The organism is Alphaproteobacteria bacterium (assembly GCA_041396705.1).
Classification (GTDB): domain Bacteria; phylum Pseudomonadota; class Alphaproteobacteria; order CALKHQ01; family CALKHQ01; genus CALKHQ01.
Genome location: JAWKYB010000008.1, coordinates 59,938 through 77,803 on the forward strand (window position 1 = coordinate 59,938; position 17,866 = coordinate 77,803).

Below are 17,866 nucleotides of genomic sequence, written 5' to 3' on the forward strand. Positions count from 1 at the left end.
GCGGGGCGTAGCCGTTGCGCAACTCCCCGGCAATGCGGCGCACCGTCGGCCGCGCGGACCGTCGCAGGGTGCCGCTGGTGCTGCTGGCCATATCCTGCCTTGGCGGCTGCCTGTCGTTCGGCCCCGACGACGACCCCAACTTCCCGGTCGACCTCTATGTCGACATGGCCGATTCCGACGTGAAGATGGCGGTGGACACCATGCAGATCGCGCTGGAGACCGGCTCCGACGGTGCGGTCGCCACCTGGACCAACCTCGACACCGGCAACAGCGGCCGGATCCAGCCGTTGCGTACCTACCAGACCGAGCGCGGCTATTTCTGCCGAGACTTCCTGGAAATCCTCAACGTCGGCGGCCGCACCGCCAGCTATGACAACCACGCCTGCCGCGACGACGACGGCGTCTGGCGCTTCTTCGACGACTGAGGCGCCCGCGCGCGTCCAGACGTCTCAGTCGTCCGGGCGCAGGTAGATGCCGCCGTCGATGGCGATCATGCCGTCGGCGACGACGGCCAGCGAGTGGACGGTCACGCGGCCGCGCGTATCGGTCAGGATCAGCGCGCCGCCGGCGACGACATAGGTGCCGACGGCGGAATCGGATTGCGGACGGACCGCGAACCCGCCCTGCGAATCGCCGGCCGCGTTCTCGAAGCTGCCGAACGCCCCGGACGAGCGGTCCGCGGTGAAGCGTCCATCGGCGCCGAAGCTGTAGTAGCTGCCCGAATAGGCGCCGCCGCTGACCCCGCTGCCGACTCCGAACTGGGCGAAGCTCTGGCGGCTGTAGCTGCCCTCCAGCACCAGGCCGTCCGGCACCGGATCAAGCGCGAGATAGTCCCGCTCGCCGATGGACAGGCCGCCGTCGCCCGACGAGAGAGCCATCGTCGCGACCGAGCCGTCGGCATAGGCGAACCGGATCGCGTCGCCGGCGACGCGGTAGGTGCCGGCGTCGTCCGGTCGCCCGGACAGTGCCGCGCCGAAGTCGAACCCGGCGGTGCCCGCGCCCGCGGGCACGTCCTCGAAGAAATAGCCGTCCGCCGACAGCATCAGGAAATGATGCTGCAGCTCGATGCCGTTGAGCCCGTAGCCCATGGTGTTGGCATAGAAGACGCCGTCGAGCGGCCCGGGCGACGCCGGCTCCAGCAGCGGCGGCGCCCCCTCGCTGACGAAGCGCATCGACAGCATCAGCGGCACCACCTCGCGCTCGACCAGCGCCGCCACCGCGTCGGCCGGGTTGTCGCCCCAGTAGTCCAGCATGACCAGCTCGATCCGGTCGCCGACCTGCATCGCCATGAACAGCTGCATGTCGCCGTCGACGGACTGGCCGCCGGCCGTGACCGGGATGGCGCCGAGGTCGAGGCTGTCCATCGGCACCCGGAAGTCGACCGTCTCGTCGTCCTCGACCACGAAATCCATGCGCCGCTCCAGCCAGGCCGCGGGGTCGCGCGGCCGCTGCTCGCTGCGGAAGATGCGGATCGCGAAGGGAGCGTCGCCATCCAGCGTCAGCCTGACCCAGCCGTCCTGTACGACGCGGCGGCCCTCGTCCGGCCAGTCGTAGACAACGTTGTCATACTGGAATGTCGCCGCCCCGGCGCCGGTCGCCAGCGGCGCAGACGCCAGCAGCAGGATCGCGAAGCGGACGGCTGGGACTGACGGCATCGCATGGCCTCCACCGGGTCGATGCAACGGCATGTATCGATCCCATCGACCGTGGCAGCGCACTGTGGCCGCGCCATGGCCGCCCGGATGAATTCTTCGCCATATGCCAGTCGACCAGGGCGCCGACGTCCTCGGCGCGCTGCCGCTATGCGGCCGGTCGCATGCGTCGGTGTTGCGCCGGCAGTCGGCGGCCGCGCGCGTGCCGGCAGAACGCCGGGAGTGACCGCGGTCACCGCCGCCCGACATCCGCCCCGGCGCCGGCGCCGTATCGGCCATTACTGTTCACGCAGAAGGATTGGAGAAACGTCATGGCCCAGATCGCATTTGACACCTCGGCGATCCGCGAGACGCAAACCCTCGGCCGGACGGACGAGTCCGCTGGCGACGACATCCTCGATCTGCCCGGAGCCGCCGGCACGACCGCCAAGGACGACCTGATCGGCGACATCCTCAGCCTCGACGCGAGCGAGGCGGAGGCGCTCATCGCTCGGCTCGGCGGCGCCGGCGCGACGACCGGCTCCGGCACGGGCACTGGCACCGTGTTCATGACAGCCGGCGAGGAGGTGTTCCAGGACGGCGACCCCAAGGACGCTCCGGACCCGGACAACAAGCCGAAAGACATCGTCGAGGCGCTGAAGGAGCAGGGGTACATCAAGGACGCGCCGGTCGCCGATGGCACACAAAAGGACTCCGGCGGCTACGGCGAGGTCGACCCCGGCACGATCGAAGCCAACGGCGAGGCGGACCGCAACAGCGCCCTGCTGCAGGACTGGATCAGCCTCCTCGCCGATCGCGAGGTGGCCAACGGCGGATTCGACTCCAACGTCGAGCTCTGGATCTGATCGCACGGCGCCTGCCGTGCAACGGCCACCTCACTTCCCCGGCGGCGCGTGCTGCGCGATGGCAGGCGTGGAAGGCGCCACCGGTGTAGAGAAGCTGCGGCACCGGCCCGCTCCGGTTGCACCGCCCAAGGGCTACTTGGGGAGGAGGAACCTGGGGCGGGCGCACCGGGCGGGGCCGGTGCCGCTTCGGACGACGTCAGCGCAGCAGCGCCTTCGCCTCCGAATCGGTCATCGCTTCGGGCCTGTCGATCGCCGGGTCGATGGCGACGAACCGGCCCTCCGCCGCCGACTGTCCGATCGCCTCGGCCACCTGCAGCATGTGCAGGCCGAGGCGCCCGCTGGCCCGGTTCGGGCGCCCGGCCTTGACCGCCGCGGCCAGCTCGGCAAGGCCCAGCCCGCGATGGTTGGCCCGGTTCGGCGCGTCCACCGGCCAGTTCATCTCGCCGAACGGCCGGCTCGACGGGTCGATCGCGGTCCATTCGTCCTTCGCCTTGGCGACCTCGATGTCGCCGCCGAAGAAATTCGGGTCCGGCGGCCGGATGCTGGCCCTGCTACCGTACAGCTCCATCGGCCGGTGGCCGTGCGCCTTCACGTCCCAGCTGGCGCCGAGAAAGATGTGGGCGCCGCAGGCGAAGCGCATCAGGCCCAGCGCCGTGGTCGGCACCTCGACCTTGATCCGCTCGCCCTTGTGCGGGCCGTCGGCGCCGACGACACGCTCGGCGAAGCCCTTGCCGTCCATCGCCGCCACCCCGGTGACCGGGCCCAGCAGGTTGATCAGTGCGGTGATGTAGTACGGGCCGACGTCGAGCACCGGCCCGCCGCCGCGCTGGAAGAAGAACGCCGGGTTCGGGTGCCAGCTCTCCATGCCGGACGACAGGATGAAGCAGGTGCCGGCTATGATCGACCCGACCTCGCCGGAATCGACCAGCTCGCGGCAGTTGCGGTGCGCTGCGCCGAGGAAGGTGTCCGGCGCCACGCCGATCTTCAGGCCCTTCGCCTCGGCCGCCGCCACCAGCTTCTCGCCCTCCGTCACGGTGATGCCGAGCGGCTTCTCCGAATAGACGTGCTTGCCGGCGTCGAGCGCGGCGTGGGCGACCTCGGCATGCACCACAGGCACGGTCAGGTTCAGCACGATATCGATGTCGGGGTCGGCCAGCAGCGCATCCACCGTCATCGCGCGGATGCCGGCCTTCGCCGCCAGCGCGTCGGCCGCCTCCGGCCGCAGGTCGGCGCAGGCGACCAGTGCGATGTCGCGGAAGCGCGGGATGTTGTGGGCATAGATGCCGGAGATCACGCCGCAGCCGATCATGCCGACCTTGAGGGGTTCGCTCATCGTCCTACCTACCACTTGGCAACGGTGTCACGGGATCGCCGGGCGGCGCGTTCGAAATCCTTCGGCGCGTCGTGCTCGACCACCAGCAGCGCGGCCCCGGCGGCCACGCAGGCCGGCGCCAGCGCAGCCCAGTCGAGCACGCCGTGGCCGACGTCGGCCCAGCCGTCCTCGTCGGCATTCTCGCCGGCAGGCGCGATGTCCTTGATGTGGCACGCGACGACGCGGCCCTGGTAGCGGTCGAGCCAGACCAACGGATCGGCGCCGCCGCGCACCGTCCAGGCCAGGTCGGGCTCCCAGGCCAGGCTCGGCGCATTGTCCAGCAGCAGCGCCATCGGCACGCCGCCGTCGGCCAGCGTCGCGAACTCGAAGTCGTGGTTGTGCCAGCCGAGTGTCAGTCCGTCCTCGGCATAGGCCGCGGCCAGGCTTTCCAGCTCGCCGGCCAGGGCGGCCCAGCCCGCACTGTCGGCCGGCCGTTCGTCCTGCGCCAGATAGGGCACGATGACGTGGCGCAGGCCGATCTGGCCCGCCACTTCGGCGACCTGTGTGCGCTCCGCGCGCACCATGTCGAGGCCGACATGGCTGCTCGGCGCGGTCAGGCCCGCCGCGCGCAGACCGGCGACCAGTGCCGGCGCGTCGGCGAACAGGCCGCCATAGGGCTCGACCTGGCGGTAGCCGATCGCCGCCAGCGTCTCCAGCTGGCGACCGAGCGGCGGGAACTGCCGCGAGGAGTAGAGTTGGAACGAGAGCTTGCCTAGGTAATCCATTACATCCGTATCCGGCGTTTCGGCGCGCCCGCCAAGCGAGCGGTCATGGGCGAGTTGTCGCATGTCTTGCGGCGCGCGCAGGGCCGGCGCGGCCGGCCCCTTGCGTCACCAGCGCTTGATCGTCTCCATCGAACGGCGCACGAAGCGGGCGAAGTCGTTCGGCTTGTCGTGCTCCAGCACCAGCAGTTCCGGGCTCGCCGACTCCATGACCGGCAGCAGCGCCGCCCAGTCGAGGACGCCGAAGCCGATGTCGGCCCAGCCGTCCTCGTCCGCATTCTCGCCCGCCGGGGCGACGTCCTTGACGTGGAAGGCGACGATACGGTCGCGATAGCGCGCCACCCAGTCCGCCGCGGGCTCGCCGGCGCGATCGAGCCAGCCGACGTCGACCTGCCACTGGATCTCCGGCGCGCCCTCCAGGATCAGGTCCATCGGATAGCGCCCGTCGGCGGTGCGCTTGAACTCGAACGCATGGTTGTGCCAGGCGAGACGGATGCCCTCCGCGCGCAACTTCTTCTGCTGCGCGTCCAGCTCGCGACCGAGCGCGAGCCAGCCGGCGGCGTCCTTCTCGCGCTGGTCGTGCGGCACCGCCGGCACGATCAGCAGCGGAATCGCCATCGCCTGCGCGGCGCGGACGGCGCCGTCGAAATCGGTCTGCAGCTTGGCCAGCCCGATGTGGCTGCTGGGTGCGGCTAGGCCGCGGCTCCTCAGCGCCGGTGCGACCGTTTCGGCCTGGTCGAGCAGGCCGCCATAGGGCTCCACCTTGCGATAGCCGAGCGCGACCAGCGTGTCGAGCTGGGCCTCGAGCGGCGGGAACTCGCGGGCCGAATAGAGCTGGACCGATAGGCGGTCGAGTACGGACACTTGGATCTCCCGGGGCTAGAGACGGTTGCCCGACGACTTGTCGAACAGGTTGAGGCGGTCGGCCGGAAAGGCGACCTGCAGGACGTCCTGCGGCTTGATCGCGGTCTCGCCTTCCAGGCGCAGGCTCATGGTCTGGCCCTCCAGCGCGCACCAGACCACGGTCTCGGCGCCCATCGGCTCGACCAGGTCGACAGTGACGGCGTGGGCGCCGGGTTCCTGCACGATGCGCACATGTTCCGGCCGGATGCCCAGCTCGATCTCGGTTCCGGCCGGCACGCCGGCGGCGAAGGCGTACCCGTCCAGCGGCTGCGACAGCGCAGGCGACGCGAACACCGGCCGGCCGTCGGCGACCTCGATGCGGCCCTCGAAGAAGTTCATCTTCGGCGAGCCGACGAATCCGGCGACGAACCGGTTGGACGGCGTGTGATAGATGGTCCGCGGCGTGTCGAGCTGCTGGATGATCCCGCCGTGCATCACCGCGATCCGGTCGGCCAGCGTCAGCGCCTCGACCTGGTCGTGGGTGACATAGATCATCGTCGAGTTGCCGAGCTCGCGATGCAGGCGCTTCAACTCCACCCGCAGCTCGGTGCGCAGCGCGGCGTCGAGATTGGACAGCGGCTCGTCGAACAGGAAGACGTGGACGTCGCGCACCAGGGCGCGGCCGATGGCGACGCGCTGGCGCTGGCCGCCCGACAGCTGGACCGGGCGGCGGTGCAGCAGCTCTTCGATGTGCAGCAGCCTGGCCGTCGCCGCGATCCGGCGGCGGATCTCGTCCTTCGGCACCTTCGCCATCTTCAGGCCGAACGACATGTTGCCTTCAACCGTCATGCGCGGGTAGAGCGCGTAGGACTGGAACACCATGCCGATGCCCCGGTTCTTCGGCTCCTCCCAGGTGACGTTCTTGCCGTCGATCCAGACCTCGCCGTCGGCGATGTCGAGCAGGCCGGCGATCGAGTTGAGCAGGGTGGACTTGCCGCAGCCGGACGGGCCGAGCAGCACGATGAACTCGCCCTCCTCGACCTCGAGGTTCAGGTTCTGCATCACGCGGACATGGCCGAACGCCACGCCCAGGTCGCGGATGGATACGCTTGCCATGGCTCAGCCCTTCACCGCGCCGGCGGCGATGCCGCGCACGAACCAGCGACCCGAGAAGAAATAGACGGCGAGCGGCACCGCCGCCGTCAGGATGGTGGCGGCCATGTTGACGTTGTACTCGCGGATGCCGGTGGTGGAGTTGACGATGTTGTTGAGCAGGACCGTCATCGGCCGGTTCTCCGGCCCGGCGAACACCGAGCCGAACAGGAAGTCGTTCCAGATGCCGGTGGTCTGCAGGATGACCGCGACGATGGTGATCGGCACCGACATCGGCATGATGATGCGGAAGAAGGCCGACCAGAAACCGGCGCCGTCGACGCGGGCGGCCTTGAACAGCTCTTCCGGCAGCGACGCGAAGAAGTTGCGGAACAGCAGCGTCTGGATCGGCATGCCGAAGATGGTGTGAATGATGATGATCGCCGGCAGCGAGCCGAACAGGCCGACGTCGCGCAGGAAGATGATCAGCGGATAGATCACCGCCTGGTAGGGCACGAAGGCGCCGAAGATCAGCAGGCCGAAGAACAGGTTGGCGCCGCGGAACCGCCAGAACGACAGCGCGTAGCCGTTCATCGCCGCGACGGCGACCGAGATGATCACGCTGGGCACGGTGATCTTGATCGAGTTCCAGAAGCCGGGGCTGATGCCGCTGCACTCCAGGCCGGTGCAGGCGGTGCCCCAGGCCTTGACCCAGGCCTCGAAGTCGATGTCGCTGGGCCACGAGAACAGGTAGCCGAGCCGGATTTCCGGCATCGACTTCATCGACGTCACCACCATCACCCAGAGCGGGGCGAGGAAGAACAGCGCCGAGACGAGCAGGAAGGCGTAGACGCCGATACGCGCCGGCGTCAGCCGCTTCGGCTTGGCGCCGCGCGGACCCGCCGCGCTCATCGCCGGCGACCGGGTCATCGCCTCGCCGGTCATCGGCTCAACAGTCCGGCACGGCGCTTGGCGCGGTAGTCGCTGGCCGCCTTGATGAACAGCAGCACCACGATCGGGATCAGCATCATGGTCGCCGCGGCCATGCCCAGCGCCACGTTCTGGCGATTCTGGATATGCTCGATCACGAACACGGCGGGCATCTGCGAGGCGATGCCGGGCCCGCCCTGGGTCATCGCCACCACCAGGTCGTAGACCCGGACGATCTGTGTGCACTGCAGGATGAACGCGGTCAGCACGGCGCCGCGGATCATCGGCAGCACGATGAACAGATAGGTGCGCCAGGTCGGGATGCCGTCGACCCGGGCCGCCTTCCAGATCTCCTCGTCGACCCCGCGCAGGCCGGCCAGCATGATTGCCATGGTCACGCCGACGCCGTTCCAGACGTTGCCCAGCACGAGGCCGTAGATCGCCTGGTCCTGGTTGACCAGCGGCGCGAACTTGAAGTCCTCCCAGCCGAGCCGCTGAACCGTGGCGGTGATGCCGAGATTGGGGTCGAGCATCCACTGCCAGACCAGCCCGGTCACCACCAGGGACATCGAGAACGGATAGAGGAAGATGGTGCGGAAGGTGTCTTCCTGCTTGATCCGCTGGTCGATGAACACCGCCAGCAGATAGCCGAGCGTCATCTGGAAGACGATGACCAGCACGCCGAACAGCCAGATGTTCTCCACCGAGACCAGCCAGCGCGACGTGTTCCACAGCCGGTCATACTGGTCGATGCCGATGAAGTTGAAGCGCGGGAACAGCTTGGAGTCGGTGAACGACAGCAGCACCGAATAGACGATGCCGATGACGTAGACGCCGAGCGCGACCGCGATCATCGGGCTTGAGCCGATGATCGGGTGCAGGTCGGAAAGGCGCCTGCGGCGCTGTGCCATGGCCCGCGCTCTCGAATCGATGGGGCGTTGTCCGCGAAGCTGCGCCGGCCGCGCCGCGGCCGGCGGTCAACCGCGGGCGGCGGGGCGCATGGCCCCGACCGCCGCGGTTGTCAGCGGCGACGCCTCAGTCGGCGTTCTCGATGATCTCGACGAAGCGCTCCTGCGCCTCGTCGATGCTGAGCTCGCGATTGAACGAGAACTCGGTCCACAGGTCGTTGAGCGCGCCGGTGGTGTCCTCGGTGAAGAAGTTGTTCATCGCCGGGACCACGTTCTCCGGGTCGGCCAGGATCTCCAGGCCCTTCTGCATGCAGGCGTCGGCCAGCGACAGGTCGACGTCGGCGCGCACCGGCAGCGAGCCCTTGGCGGTGTTGAACAGCGCCTGCACCCGCGGGCTGATCATCATCGAGGCCATGCGCAGCTGCGCCGCCTCGACCTCGGGGTCGTCCTGCTTCGGGAACAGGAAGATGTCGCCGCCGGTGTCGAGATAGGGATGCTCCGACGGTCCGCCGGCCAGGCACTCGTAATCGGTCCCCGGCACCTCGCCGGCGATGGCGAACTCGCCGCGCGCCCAGTCGCCCATGATCTGCAGGGCGGCCCGGTCGGTGATGATCAGGTTGGTGGTGTCGTTCCAGTTGCGGTTGCCCGAGCCCTCGTCGATGTACGACGTCATCTCACGCCAGATCTCGAGCGCGCGCCGCACCTCCGGCCCGCGCGCATAGTCCAGGTCGCGGTCCTGATAGACCCGCAGATAGCCGTCGCGGCCGATGGTCGACAGGATGACGACGTTCAGCGCACCGGTGTGCTGCCAGTTCTCGCCGCCGATCGCGAACGGAATGAAGCCCGCCTCCTGGATCTTCGGTGCGGCGGCCAGGAACTCGTCCAGGTTGGTCGGCATCGCGACGCCAGACTGCTCCCACACCGGGATCGACGCCCAGCCCCACTGCCAGCTGTGCACGTTCACCGGCACGCACCAGACGTGGCCGTCCTTGATGCAGGGTTCGAGGATGCGCGGCGGGTTGACCACGTCGGCCCACCCTTCGGCCTCGGCCAGCTCGGTCAGGTCCAGCAGCAGGCCCGCCTCGATCAGTTCCTCGTACTGGCGGCCGGGGTTGAACTGCGCCGCGTCCGGCGGATCGCCGCCCAGCGTGCGCTGCATGACGGCGGCACGGGCGTTCGGGCCGCCGGCGATCGCCGTGTCGACCCAGGTGTCCTGGCCGTTGTTGTTGGTCTCGTTGGCGAAGACGGACACCGCGGCCTGCTCGCCGCCGGACGTCCACCAGTGCATCACCTCGACTTCCGCCGCCGTCGCCGGCACGCTGACCAGCGCCGCCAGGGCGGTGGTCTGCAGCAAGGTCGAGATTCCGGGTCGTTTCATGCTTCGTCCTCCCATATGAGCGCCCAGGTTCGGGCACACGACGATCGTTCCCCGTTCGCCAACCGGATCTGGCCCGGCAGCCGGGTGTTTGTAATCGATTACCAATACTGTATAGGATTGCCACCGCCTGTCAACAGCACCCGCAGCACCCTGGATGCGCCCTCTGCCGCGACGGCGGGGCGCCGCAGCAGGAAAGGATCGGATCGGACCAGATGAGCGGAAGGGCCGCCGGCAAGCGCCGTCAGGTGCCGCGCAGCAGCGTGACCATACAGGACGTCGCCGACCGCGCCGGCGTGTCGACGGCCACGGTCAGCCGCGCGCTGATGACCCCGGACCGGGTGCGGGCCGAAACGCGCGAGCAGGTGCTGCAGGCCGTCGCCGCCACCGGCTACACGCCCAATCGCGCCGCGCGGTCGCTGCGCGCACGCAAGGCGATGATGGCGATGGTGATCGTGCCCAACGTCGGCAATCCGTTCTTCTCGGAGGTGCTGCGCGGCATCGACGCGGCGCTGTCGGAGAACGGCTACGGCCTGATCATCGGCAACCTCGACAACTCCCACGCCAGGGAACGCCACTTCGTCGACCTCGCCTTCGCCGGCCAGGTCGACGGCGTGCTGCTGATGAATGGCTGGATGCCGGTGAAGGACGACCGCCAGTTGCAGGACGCGGGCGTGCCCATCGTTTCGGTCGGCACCAACGTGATCGAGACCGAGGTGCCGATGATCATCGTGCAGAACCGGGAGGCGTCGGAGGAGATCGCCTGCCATCTGACCGGCCTCGGCCACCGCCGGCTCGGCTACATCTCCGGGCCGCTCGGCAACTGGGTCGACGCGCAGCGCTGGCAGGGCTACCGCGAGGGCGCGGCGGCGACCGGCCTCGACCCGGACAGCATCGTGCGCTGGGGCGGGCGTTTCGACTTCCGTGCCGGTTCGGCCGCCGGCGCGGCCTTCCTGGCGATGGCGCCGGCGCAGCGGCCGACCGGCGTCTTCGCCGCCAGCGACGAGATCGCGATCGGGTTCCTGAAGGTGGTGCGCTCGGCCGGCGTGCGGGTGCCCGAGGACGTTTCGGTGGTCGGCTTCGACGGCATCGAGTATGCCGACTATTGCGAGCCGACGCTGACCACGGTGCACCAGCCGCGGCACGAACTGGGCCGGGCCGGGGCCATGGTGCTGCTGCGTATGCTGGACCAGCCGGCCTGGCAGCCGCCGATGCGGACCGACCTGAAGGCCAAGCTGATCGTGCGCGACAGCACCGGCCCGGCGCCGGCCGCGGCCGGTTCAGCCGACCGCCGATGAAGCGCCGGCCGCCGCGCGCACGTCGGCGCGGCGCACGGCGATGATCTCGGCCAGGATGGCGAGCGCGATCTCCTCCGGATCGATCGCGCCGATGGCGATGCCGGCCGGCCCCCGCAGCGCCGCCAGCCGCTCCGCCGGCACCGCGTCGGCGATCTGCGCACGCAGCTTGCCGATCTTGGTGCGGCTTCCGACCATGCCGACATAACCGGCCGCCGAGCCGAGGGCGGCGAGCAGCGCCTCGCGGTCGCGCTTGCCCTGGGTGACAACGACCGCGGCGTCGCGCGGCCGCAGGCCGTCGAGCGCGACGCCCTCCACCCAGCGGTCGGCATCGGCCACCTTGGCGCGATCCTCGGCGAGCGTCGCGGCGATCACCTGGTTGCCCATTGCGCGGGCCAGCCGGCACAGCGCCAGCGCCACCGGCGACGCGCCGCAGACCGCGATCCGCGGCGGCTGGCTCATCGGCTCGAGAAACAGGTCGACCGTGCCGCCGCTGGGGCAGCTCGACCGGTGCAGCTCGACCCCGTCGGTGTCGACCGCCGCGGCGACCTCGTCCTTCGGCTTGACGCGGATCAGCCTGGGCTCGCCGCCGCCGATGGCTTCCAGGGCAACCCGGCGGACCGCGCCGGTCACGCAGCCGCCGCCGACGAAGCCGTGCACGGTGCCGTCCGCCGTGACCACTGCCTTCGCCCCGGCCTTGGCCGAAGTGGCGAGCGCGGTGCGGACCACGGTGACGACGCAGAAGTCGTCGCCCGCGGCGCGCAGCGCGTCGATCCGGGCCAGGACCTCGGCCAGGCTCGCGCTCACAGCCGGGCCAGCTCCCCCTCAAGCGCGGCAAGCGCGTCGAGCGAATGGGCGGCGGCGAAGTGGTCGATGAACGGCAGTGCGGCCGCCATCGCCCGGGTGACCGGCGCATAGTCGCGCCAACCCAGCAGCGGGTTGAGCCAGACCAGCCGACGCACCCGCTGTTTCAGCGTGGCCAGTTCCGCGGCGAGCCGATCGGGCGGGTCGGTGTCGTAGCCGTCGCTGAGGATCACCGCGACGGTGCGGCCGTTGACCGCGCGGCGGGCGTAGCTGCGGTTGAAGGCGGCGAGGCCGGCGGCCAGCCGGGTGCCGCCGCCGAACCCCTCGGCCATCAGCGCCAGCCGCGCCATCGCCCGCATCGGGTCGCCGTCGCGCAGCGCGTCGGTGACCCGGACCAGGCGGGTGTGGACGAGATAGGCGTCGGCCTCGGCCCAGATGCCGACCAGACCGCGGACGAACTGCAGGAACACGCGCGCATAGGCGTGCATCGAGCCGGACACGTCGACGAAGACGACCAGGCGAACCGGCCGGTCCGGCCGCTCGCGGCCGACCAGCGTCAGCGGCTCGCCGCCGTGGCCGATGTTGCGGCGGATCGTGCGGCGCAGGTCGAGCCGCGGCGCGCCGGCGCGCGCGCGATGGCGGCGCGACAGCCGATAGCGCATCGCCTGGGCCAGCCGCCGGGCCACCGCCTCGGCCGCCGCCAGCTCCGCCGGGTCGGTCATTTGGCGCAGGTCGGCACTGCCGCTGAGCTTCTGTTGGGATGCGACCAGCCGGCCGCGGCCGGCCGCCTCGCCGGCATCGTCGTCCGCCACCGCCCCCTGCGCACCGCCCGGCCGCGCGGCGGCGCCATCGGGCAGGTGGCCGTCCCAGATCGCCGGCCGGCCGCTGCCGCCGCCCGCCAGCCCGGCGGTGCGCGTCACGGTGCGCACACGGCCATGGCCGAACCAATAGGCCTCGAACAGGTCGTCGAAGCGCTGCCACTCGTCGTGCGAGCCGGTCAGCAGCGTCTTCAGGCCCTGCCGCATGGCGGCGACCGGCACCGGGCCCATCGCGTTCAGCAGCGACAGGGCCGCCGCGGATTCGCCGATCCCGACCGCGAAGTCGTTGGCGCGGAGATGGTCGACGAAGCCGACCGCCCGGCGCCCGACGGCGGCCGGCCCGGCGACCGCCGCGCCGGTCGCGGTCATGCCGCCTGCCCGACCAGCCGGCCGACCACCTCGGACGTCACCGACTTGAGGTCGCGCTCGGTCTTCAACAGGCAGATCAGGCTGGCATGGATCGCGGCCGGATTGCCTTCCAGGTTGCGGGTGTCGAGCGCCATCAGCGCCGCCGCCCAGTCCAGCGTCTCCGCGATGCCCGGCACCTTGTCCAGGTCCTCCCGGCGCAGGGCGGCGACGAAGCGGGCGACCTGCCCGGCCAGCGCGGGCTCGACGTCCGGCAGCCGGTGACGGATGATCGCCAGCTCCCGCTGCGGATCCGGGAAATCGATCCAGCAATACAGGCAGCGCCGGCGCAGCGCGTCGGACAGCGCCCGGGTGCCGTTGGATGTCAGGATCACGCACGGGATCGAGGTGGCGGCGATGGTGCCCAGCTCCGGCACCGTGACCTGGTAGTCGGCCAGTACCTCCAGCAGATAGGCCTCGAACTCCAGGTCGGCGCGGTCGATCTCGTCGATCAGCAGCACCGGCGGCTCCGGCTGGCTGATCGCCTCCAGCAGCGGCCGGCGCAGCAGGTATTTGCCGGAAAAGATGTGGTCCTCGACCTCGTCGGCGCTCAGGCCCGCGCGCTCGCTGGCCTTGATGGCCAGCAGCTGGCGCTGGTAGTTCCACTCGTAGATGGCGGCGCTCGCATCCAAGCCCTCGTAGCATTGCAGCCGGATCAGGCGGGCCGCCAGCGCCGTCGCCAGCGCCTGCGCCACCGCGGTCTTGCCGACGCCGGCCTCGCCCTCCAGCAACAGCGGCCGCTTCAGCGTCAGCGCCAGCCGCAGCGCGGTGGCGATGGTCTGGTCCGGGACATAGCCGGCCGCCTCCAGCCGGGCCTGCAGCGCGCCGGGATCCGTCGGGTCGGTCGCGTGGTCCATTCGGCGCCCCCGCGCTGCCGGGGCCGGGCGAACCCGGCCCCGCCGGCTCAGCCGTGCAGCCCCAGCCTGTCGGCGGTCATCCACACCCGCCAGTGGTCGTGCGGCATCTGGGTATGGGTCAGGCCGAGGTGGGCGAAGGCGTCGCAGACCGCATTGGAGAAGGCCGAGACGCCGCCGACATTGGGCGATTCGCCGACGCCCTTGGCGCCGATCGGATGGTGCGGCGACGGGGTGACGGTCCAGTCGGTCTCCCACGTCGGCGTCTCCACCGCGGTCGGCAGGAAGAAGTCCATCAGGCTGCCGCCCTTGATGTTGCCGATCTCGTCATAGGCGATCTCCTGGCCCATGGCGATGGCCAGCGCCTCGGTCAGGCCGCCATGGACCTGGCCCTCGATCACCATCGGGTTGATGCGGGTGCCGCAGTCGTCGAGGGCATAGAAGCGGCGGACCGCGGTGACGCCGGTGTCGACGTCGACGTCGACCACGCAGACATAGGCGCCGAACGGATAGGTCATGTTCGGCGGGTCGTAGTAGCTGACCGCCTCCAGCCCCGGCTCCAGCCCCGGGATCGCCTGGTTGTAGGCGGCGAAGGCAATCTCGGCCATCGTCTTCGCCTTCTCCGGGTTGCCCTTGATCTGGAACCGGTCGACGTCCCATTCCAGGTCGTCCTCGTGCACCTCCAGCAGGTAGGCCGCGATCATCTGCGCCTTGGCCCGGATCTTTCGGCCGGCCATCGCGGTGGCGGCGCCGGCCACCGGGGTCGAGCGCGAGCCGTAGGTGCCGAGGCCATAGGGCGCGGTGTCGGTGTCGCCCTCCTCCACCGTGATCTTGTCGGCCGGGATGCCGATCTCCGACGCCAGGATCTGGGCGAAGGTGGTGGCGTGACCCTGGCCCTGGCTGATGGTGCCGAGCCGGGCGATGGCGCTGCCGGTGGGATGGATGCGGATCTCGCAGCTGTCGAACATGCCCAGCCCGAGGATGTCGCAATTCTTCACCGGGCCGGCACCGACGATCTCGGTGAAGAAGGCGACGCCCACGCCCATCAGGCTGCGGGTCTCGCCGCGCGCGAATGCCGCCCGGTTGGCCGCCTGCTCGGCGCGCAGCGCCGCGTAGTCGACCGTGTCCAGCGCCTTCTGCAGCGCGGTGTGATAGTCGCCGCTGTCGTATTCCCAGCCCAGCGCCGAGGTGTAGGGGAATTGCTCCTTGCGGATGAAGTTCTTCATGCGCAGCTCGGCCGGATCGATCTGCAGCTTGCGGGCGAGCACGTCGATCATCCGCTCGATGAAGTAGGACGCCTCGGTCACGCGGAACGAGCAGCGATAGGCGACGCCGCCGGGCGCCTTGTTGGTGTAGACGCCGTCGACCGTCACATGGGCGGTCGGGATGTCGTAGGAGCCGGTGCAGATGTTGAAGAAGCCGGCCGGGAACTTGGTCGGATCGGCGCAGGCGTCGAACGCGCCGTGGTCGGCGATCACCTTGCATTCCAGTCCGGTGATGCGCCCGTCGCGGGTGGCCGCGATGCGGCCCCGCATGTGATAGTCGCGGGCGAAGGCGGTCGCGGCCAGGTTTTCCATCCGGTCCTCGATCCACTTCACCGGCACGCCGGTGACGATCGAGGCGACGATGGCGCAGATGTAGCCGGGATAGACGCCGACCTTGTTGCCGAAGCCGCCGCCGATGTCCGGCGAGATGATGCGGATGGCGTGCTCCGGGATGTTGGAGATCAGCGAGGCCACCGTGCGCACCGCGTGCGGCGCCTGGAAGGTGCCCCAGACGGTCAGCTTGCCGTTGACCTTGTCCATCGAGGCGACGCAGCCGCAGGTTTCCAGCGGGCAGGGGTGGACGCGCTGGTAGGTCATGTCCTCCTCGGCCACCACCTCGGCGGCGGCCAGCGCGGCGGAGGTGGCGTCGGCGTCGCCGACCTCCCAGGTGAAGATGTGGTTGTGGTGCCGGCGCGGGCCGTGGGCACCCTCCGACTTGTCCTTGATGTCCTCGCGCAGCAGCGGCGCATCCGGGGCCATCGCCCTCTTGGCGTCGACCAGGGCAGGCAGCTCCTCGTACTCGACCTCGACCAGCTCGACCGCGTCGGCGGCGGCATAGCGGTTCTCGGCGATGACGAAGGCGACCTCCTGGTACTGGAACAGCACCTTCTCGTCGGCCAGCACCGCCTGCACGTCGCCGGCCAGGGTCGGCATGTAGTGCAGGTTCAGCGGCTTCAGGTCGGCGGCGGTCAGCACCGCCTTGACGCCCGGCACGGCGAGCGCGGCCGAGGCGTCGATCGACTTGATGCGGGCGTGTCCGTAGGGCGAGCGGACGAAGTCGCCGAACAGCATGCCCGGCAGCTTGATGTCGTCGACGTAGTTGCCCTTGCCCTGGGTGAAACGGGCGTCTTCGACCCGCTTGCGCTTGCAGCCGAGGCCCTGGAGCTTCTCCAGCCGTTCGGCCGAGGGTGCGGTCGGCGCGTTCATTCCGCGGCCTCCTTCACGCTGAGCGATTCGGCCGCGGCGCGGATCGCCTTGACGATGTTCTGATAGCCGGTGCAGCGGCACAGGTTGCCGGAGATGCCGTAGCGGATCTCCTGCTCGGTCGGGTTGCTGTTCTCCTGCAGCAGCCGATAAGCGCGGGTGATCATCCCCGGCGTGCAATAGCCGCACTGCAGGCCGTGGTGCTCGCGGAACGCCTCCTGGATCGCATGCAGCGTGCCGTCCGGATTGGCGATGCCTTCGATGGTGGTGACCTTGCCGCCGTTGGCCTGGGCGACGAACACCATGCAGGACTTCACCGACCGGCCGTCGAGGTCGACCGTGCAGGCGCCGCAATGGCCGGTGTCGCAGCCGATGTGCGGCCCGGTCAGCGCCTGGTCCTCGCGCAGGAAGTGGATCAGCAGAGTGCGCGGCTCGGCCAGCGCCTCCACCGCCTTGCCGTTGACCGTCATCTTGACGTGCATCTTGCCCATCGTGCCCTCCCTAGCGGCCGGCCAGCGAACGGGCCCGCGCCACGGCGCGGCGGACCATCACGCCGGTCAGCTTCTTGCGGTATTCGGCCGGCCCGCGCCCGTCGGCGGTGGGACGCGCGATCGCTTCCGCCGCCGCGGCGGCCGCGCCGACTGCCGCCTCGCCCAGGTCGGACCCGACCAGCGCCTGCACGGCAGCGTCCGCGTACAGCGGCGTGTCGGCGACGTTGGTCAGCCCGATCGCGGCGTATGTGCAGCGTCCGCCCTCCACGGTCAGGATCACGCCTGCGGCCGCGGTGGCATAGTCGCCGACCTTGCGCTTCTGCTTCTCGTAGGCATGGCCATGGCCGGCCGGCGGCGCGGCGAAGCGGATCGCGGTCAGGATCTCGCCCTCGTCCAGGGCGGTGGCGAACGCGCCCTGGTAGAACGCGCGCGCGGCGATCTCGCGGCTGCCGCCAGCGCCCTGCACGACCAGCGTGGCGTTCAGCACCAGCATCAGCGCCGGCATGTCGTTGCCGGGGTCGCCGTTGGCGACGTTGCCGCCGATGGTGCCGACGTTGCGGATCTGCGGGTCGGCGATCTGCAGCGCCGTCTCGCGCAGGATCGGGCAGGCCGCGGCCAGGGCGTCGGAGGCGATGACCTGCGCCTGCGTGGTCATGGCGCCGATGGTGACGGTGCCGCCTTCGACCCGGATGCCGCGCAGGTCGGCGATGTCCTGCAGGTCGACCAGGTGCTCCGGCACCGCCATCCTCAGCTTCATCATCGGGATCAGGCTGTGCCCGCCGGCGACCACGCGGGCCTCCTCGCCGAAATCGGCGAGCAGCTTCACCGCGTCGGCGACGGATTGCGGACGATGATAGTCGAATGATCCGGGGATCATGTCTTCGCTTCCTCCCTGTGCCTGGGCCGCGCGCGGCCGCGCCGGTTGGCCGGCTTGGTTGCGGCAAATGTGCGGCCGGCGCGGCGGCGCGGCCACAGCGACTTGACGACCGGCG

Annotated in this window: 17 protein-coding genes; 3 read left to right on the top strand and 14 right to left on the bottom strand. The window is 70.2% G+C overall.

The window, feature by feature from the left end; genetic code table 11:
* Nucleotides 1-68: 68 nt before the first annotated feature.
* Entirely contained in the window at nt 69-425 is a 357-nt protein-coding gene (locus R3F55_12745) for an RT0821/Lpp0805 family surface protein (protein MEZ5668280.1), read from the top strand.
* 24 nt (nt 426-449) lie between these two features.
* Here R3F55_12745 and R3F55_12750 read toward each other — a convergent pair whose 3' ends face one another.
* Nucleotides 450-1,655, bottom strand: coding sequence for a hypothetical protein (locus R3F55_12750; protein MEZ5668281.1), 1,206 nt, complete (start codon nt 1,653-1,655; stop codon nt 450-452).
* Between the two features lie 308 nt (nt 1,656-1,963).
* Between R3F55_12750 and R3F55_12755 the strand changes: the two genes are divergently transcribed.
* On the top strand, nt 1,964-2,497 hold the full coding sequence (locus R3F55_12755) for a hypothetical protein (GenBank protein MEZ5668282.1): 534 nt from the start codon (nt 1,964-1,966) through the stop codon (nt 2,495-2,497).
* 196 nt (nt 2,498-2,693) lie between these two features.
* Here the strand turns inward: R3F55_12755 and R3F55_12760 are convergent, their stop codons facing one another.
* The 7 genes from R3F55_12760 to R3F55_12790 form a co-directional block, all read right to left on the bottom strand.
* Nucleotides 2,694-3,830, bottom strand: coding sequence for a Gfo/Idh/MocA family oxidoreductase (locus tag R3F55_12760; GenBank protein ID MEZ5668283.1), 1,137 nt, complete (start codon nt 3,828-3,830; stop codon nt 2,694-2,696).
* A gap of 8 nt (nt 3,831-3,838) precedes the next feature.
* A complete protein-coding gene (locus R3F55_12765) occupies nt 3,839-4,594 on the bottom strand; it encodes a sugar phosphate isomerase/epimerase (protein MEZ5668284.1) in 756 nt (251 codons plus the stop codon).
* Between the two features lie 105 nt (nt 4,595-4,699).
* On the bottom strand, nt 4,700-5,455 hold the full coding sequence (locus R3F55_12770; GenBank protein ID MEZ5668285.1) for a sugar phosphate isomerase/epimerase: 756 nt from the start codon (nt 5,453-5,455) through the stop codon (nt 4,700-4,702).
* A gap of 15 nt (nt 5,456-5,470) precedes the next feature.
* A complete protein-coding gene (gene ugpC / locus R3F55_12775; protein ID MEZ5668286.1) occupies nt 5,471-6,550 on the bottom strand; it encodes a sn-glycerol-3-phosphate ABC transporter ATP-binding protein UgpC in 1,080 nt (359 codons plus the stop codon).
* A 3-nt stretch (nt 6,551-6,553) separates the two neighbouring features.
* The gene (locus R3F55_12780; GenBank protein MEZ5668287.1) at nt 6,554-7,471 is read right to left on the bottom strand and encodes a carbohydrate ABC transporter permease; all 918 of its coding nucleotides are present in this window, start codon (nt 7,469-7,471) and stop codon (nt 6,554-6,556) included.
* Entirely contained in the window at nt 7,468-8,367 is a 900-nt protein-coding gene (locus R3F55_12785) for a sugar ABC transporter permease (protein MEZ5668288.1), read from the bottom strand. The genes R3F55_12780 and R3F55_12785 overlap by 4 nt, the downstream gene beginning before the upstream one ends.
* A 124-nt stretch (nt 8,368-8,491) precedes the next feature.
* A complete protein-coding gene (locus R3F55_12790; GenBank protein ID MEZ5668289.1) occupies nt 8,492-9,742 on the bottom strand; it encodes an ABC transporter substrate-binding protein in 1,251 nt (416 codons plus the stop codon).
* A gap of 212 nt (nt 9,743-9,954) precedes the next feature.
* Between R3F55_12790 and R3F55_12795 the strand changes: the two genes are divergently transcribed.
* Nucleotides 9,955-11,037 (top strand): LacI family DNA-binding transcriptional regulator, encoded by a 1,083-nt coding sequence (locus R3F55_12795; GenBank protein ID MEZ5668290.1) that lies wholly within the window; start codon nt 9,955-9,957, stop codon nt 11,035-11,037.
* Here R3F55_12795 and R3F55_12800 read toward each other — a convergent pair.
* From R3F55_12800 to R3F55_12825, 6 genes are read right to left on the bottom strand one after another with little or no spacing between them, the layout of a single operon-like run.
* Nucleotides 11,020-11,841, bottom strand: coding sequence for an XdhC family protein (locus R3F55_12800; GenBank protein MEZ5668291.1), 822 nt, complete (start codon nt 11,839-11,841; stop codon nt 11,020-11,022). The genes R3F55_12795 and R3F55_12800 overlap by 18 nt on opposite strands.
* Nucleotides 11,838-13,025, bottom strand: a complete 1,188-nt coding sequence (locus R3F55_12805; protein ID MEZ5668292.1) for a VWA domain-containing protein — start codon at nt 13,023-13,025, stop codon at nt 11,838-11,840. Before R3F55_12805 ends, R3F55_12800 begins: the two co-directional genes overlap by 4 nt.
* Nucleotides 13,022-13,918, bottom strand: coding sequence for a MoxR family ATPase (locus R3F55_12810; protein ID MEZ5668293.1), 897 nt, complete (start codon nt 13,916-13,918; stop codon nt 13,022-13,024). The genes R3F55_12805 and R3F55_12810 overlap by 4 nt, the downstream gene beginning before the upstream one ends.
* 47 nt (nt 13,919-13,965) lie before the next feature.
* A complete protein-coding gene (locus R3F55_12815; GenBank protein ID MEZ5668294.1) occupies nt 13,966-16,386 on the bottom strand; it encodes an aerobic carbon-monoxide dehydrogenase large subunit in 2,421 nt (806 codons plus the stop codon).
* The gene (locus R3F55_12820) at nt 16,383-16,874 is read right to left on the bottom strand and encodes a (2Fe-2S)-binding protein (GenBank protein MEZ5668295.1); all 492 of its coding nucleotides are present in this window, start codon (nt 16,872-16,874) and stop codon (nt 16,383-16,385) included. Before R3F55_12820 ends, R3F55_12815 begins: the two co-directional genes overlap by 4 nt.
* A 10-nt stretch (nt 16,875-16,884) precedes the next feature.
* Complete coding sequence (locus tag R3F55_12825) at nt 16,885-17,751, bottom strand: xanthine dehydrogenase family protein subunit M (GenBank protein ID MEZ5668296.1); 867 nt, start codon at nt 17,749-17,751, stop codon at nt 16,885-16,887.
* Between the last annotated feature and the right edge of the window lie 115 nt (nt 17,752-17,866).

Coding starts and splice junctions, on each gene's coding strand:
- R3F55_12765 (MEZ5668284.1), bottom strand. CDS start 4,594: ATGGATTACCTAGGCAAGCTCTCGTTCCAACTCTACTCCTCGCGGCAG.
- R3F55_12750 (MEZ5668281.1), bottom strand. CDS start 1,655: ATGCCGTCAGTCCCAGCCGTCCGCTTCGCGATCCTGCTGCTGGCGTCT.
- R3F55_12755 (MEZ5668282.1), top strand. CDS start 1,964: ATGGCCCAGATCGCATTTGACACCTCGGCGATCCGCGAGACGCAAACC.
- R3F55_12815 (MEZ5668294.1), bottom strand. CDS start 16,386: ATGAACGCGCCGACCGCACCCTCGGCCGAACGGCTGGAGAAGCTCCAG.
- R3F55_12780 (MEZ5668287.1), bottom strand. CDS start 7,471: ATGACCGGCGAGGCGATGACCCGGTCGCCGGCGATGAGCGCGGCGGGT.
- R3F55_12825 (MEZ5668296.1), bottom strand. CDS start 17,751: ATGATCCCCGGATCATTCGACTATCATCGTCCGCAATCCGTCGCCGAC.
- ugpC (MEZ5668286.1), bottom strand. CDS start 6,550: ATGGCAAGCGTATCCATCCGCGACCTGGGCGTGGCGTTCGGCCATGTC.
- R3F55_12785 (MEZ5668288.1), bottom strand. CDS start 8,367: ATGGCACAGCGCCGCAGGCGCCTTTCCGACCTGCACCCGATCATCGGC.
- R3F55_12820 (MEZ5668295.1), bottom strand. CDS start 16,874: ATGGGCAAGATGCACGTCAAGATGACGGTCAACGGCAAGGCGGTGGAG.
- R3F55_12810 (MEZ5668293.1), bottom strand. CDS start 13,918: ATGGACCACGCGACCGACCCGACGGATCCCGGCGCGCTGCAGGCCCGG.
- R3F55_12795 (MEZ5668290.1), top strand. CDS start 9,955: ATGAGCGGAAGGGCCGCCGGCAAGCGCCGTCAGGTGCCGCGCAGCAGC.
- R3F55_12805 (MEZ5668292.1), bottom strand. CDS start 13,025: ATGACCGCGACCGGCGCGGCGGTCGCCGGGCCGGCCGCCGTCGGGCGC.
- R3F55_12790 (MEZ5668289.1), bottom strand. CDS start 9,742: ATGAAACGACCCGGAATCTCGACCTTGCTGCAGACCACCGCCCTGGCG.
- R3F55_12760 (MEZ5668283.1), bottom strand. CDS start 3,830: ATGAGCGAACCCCTCAAGGTCGGCATGATCGGCTGCGGCGTGATCTCC.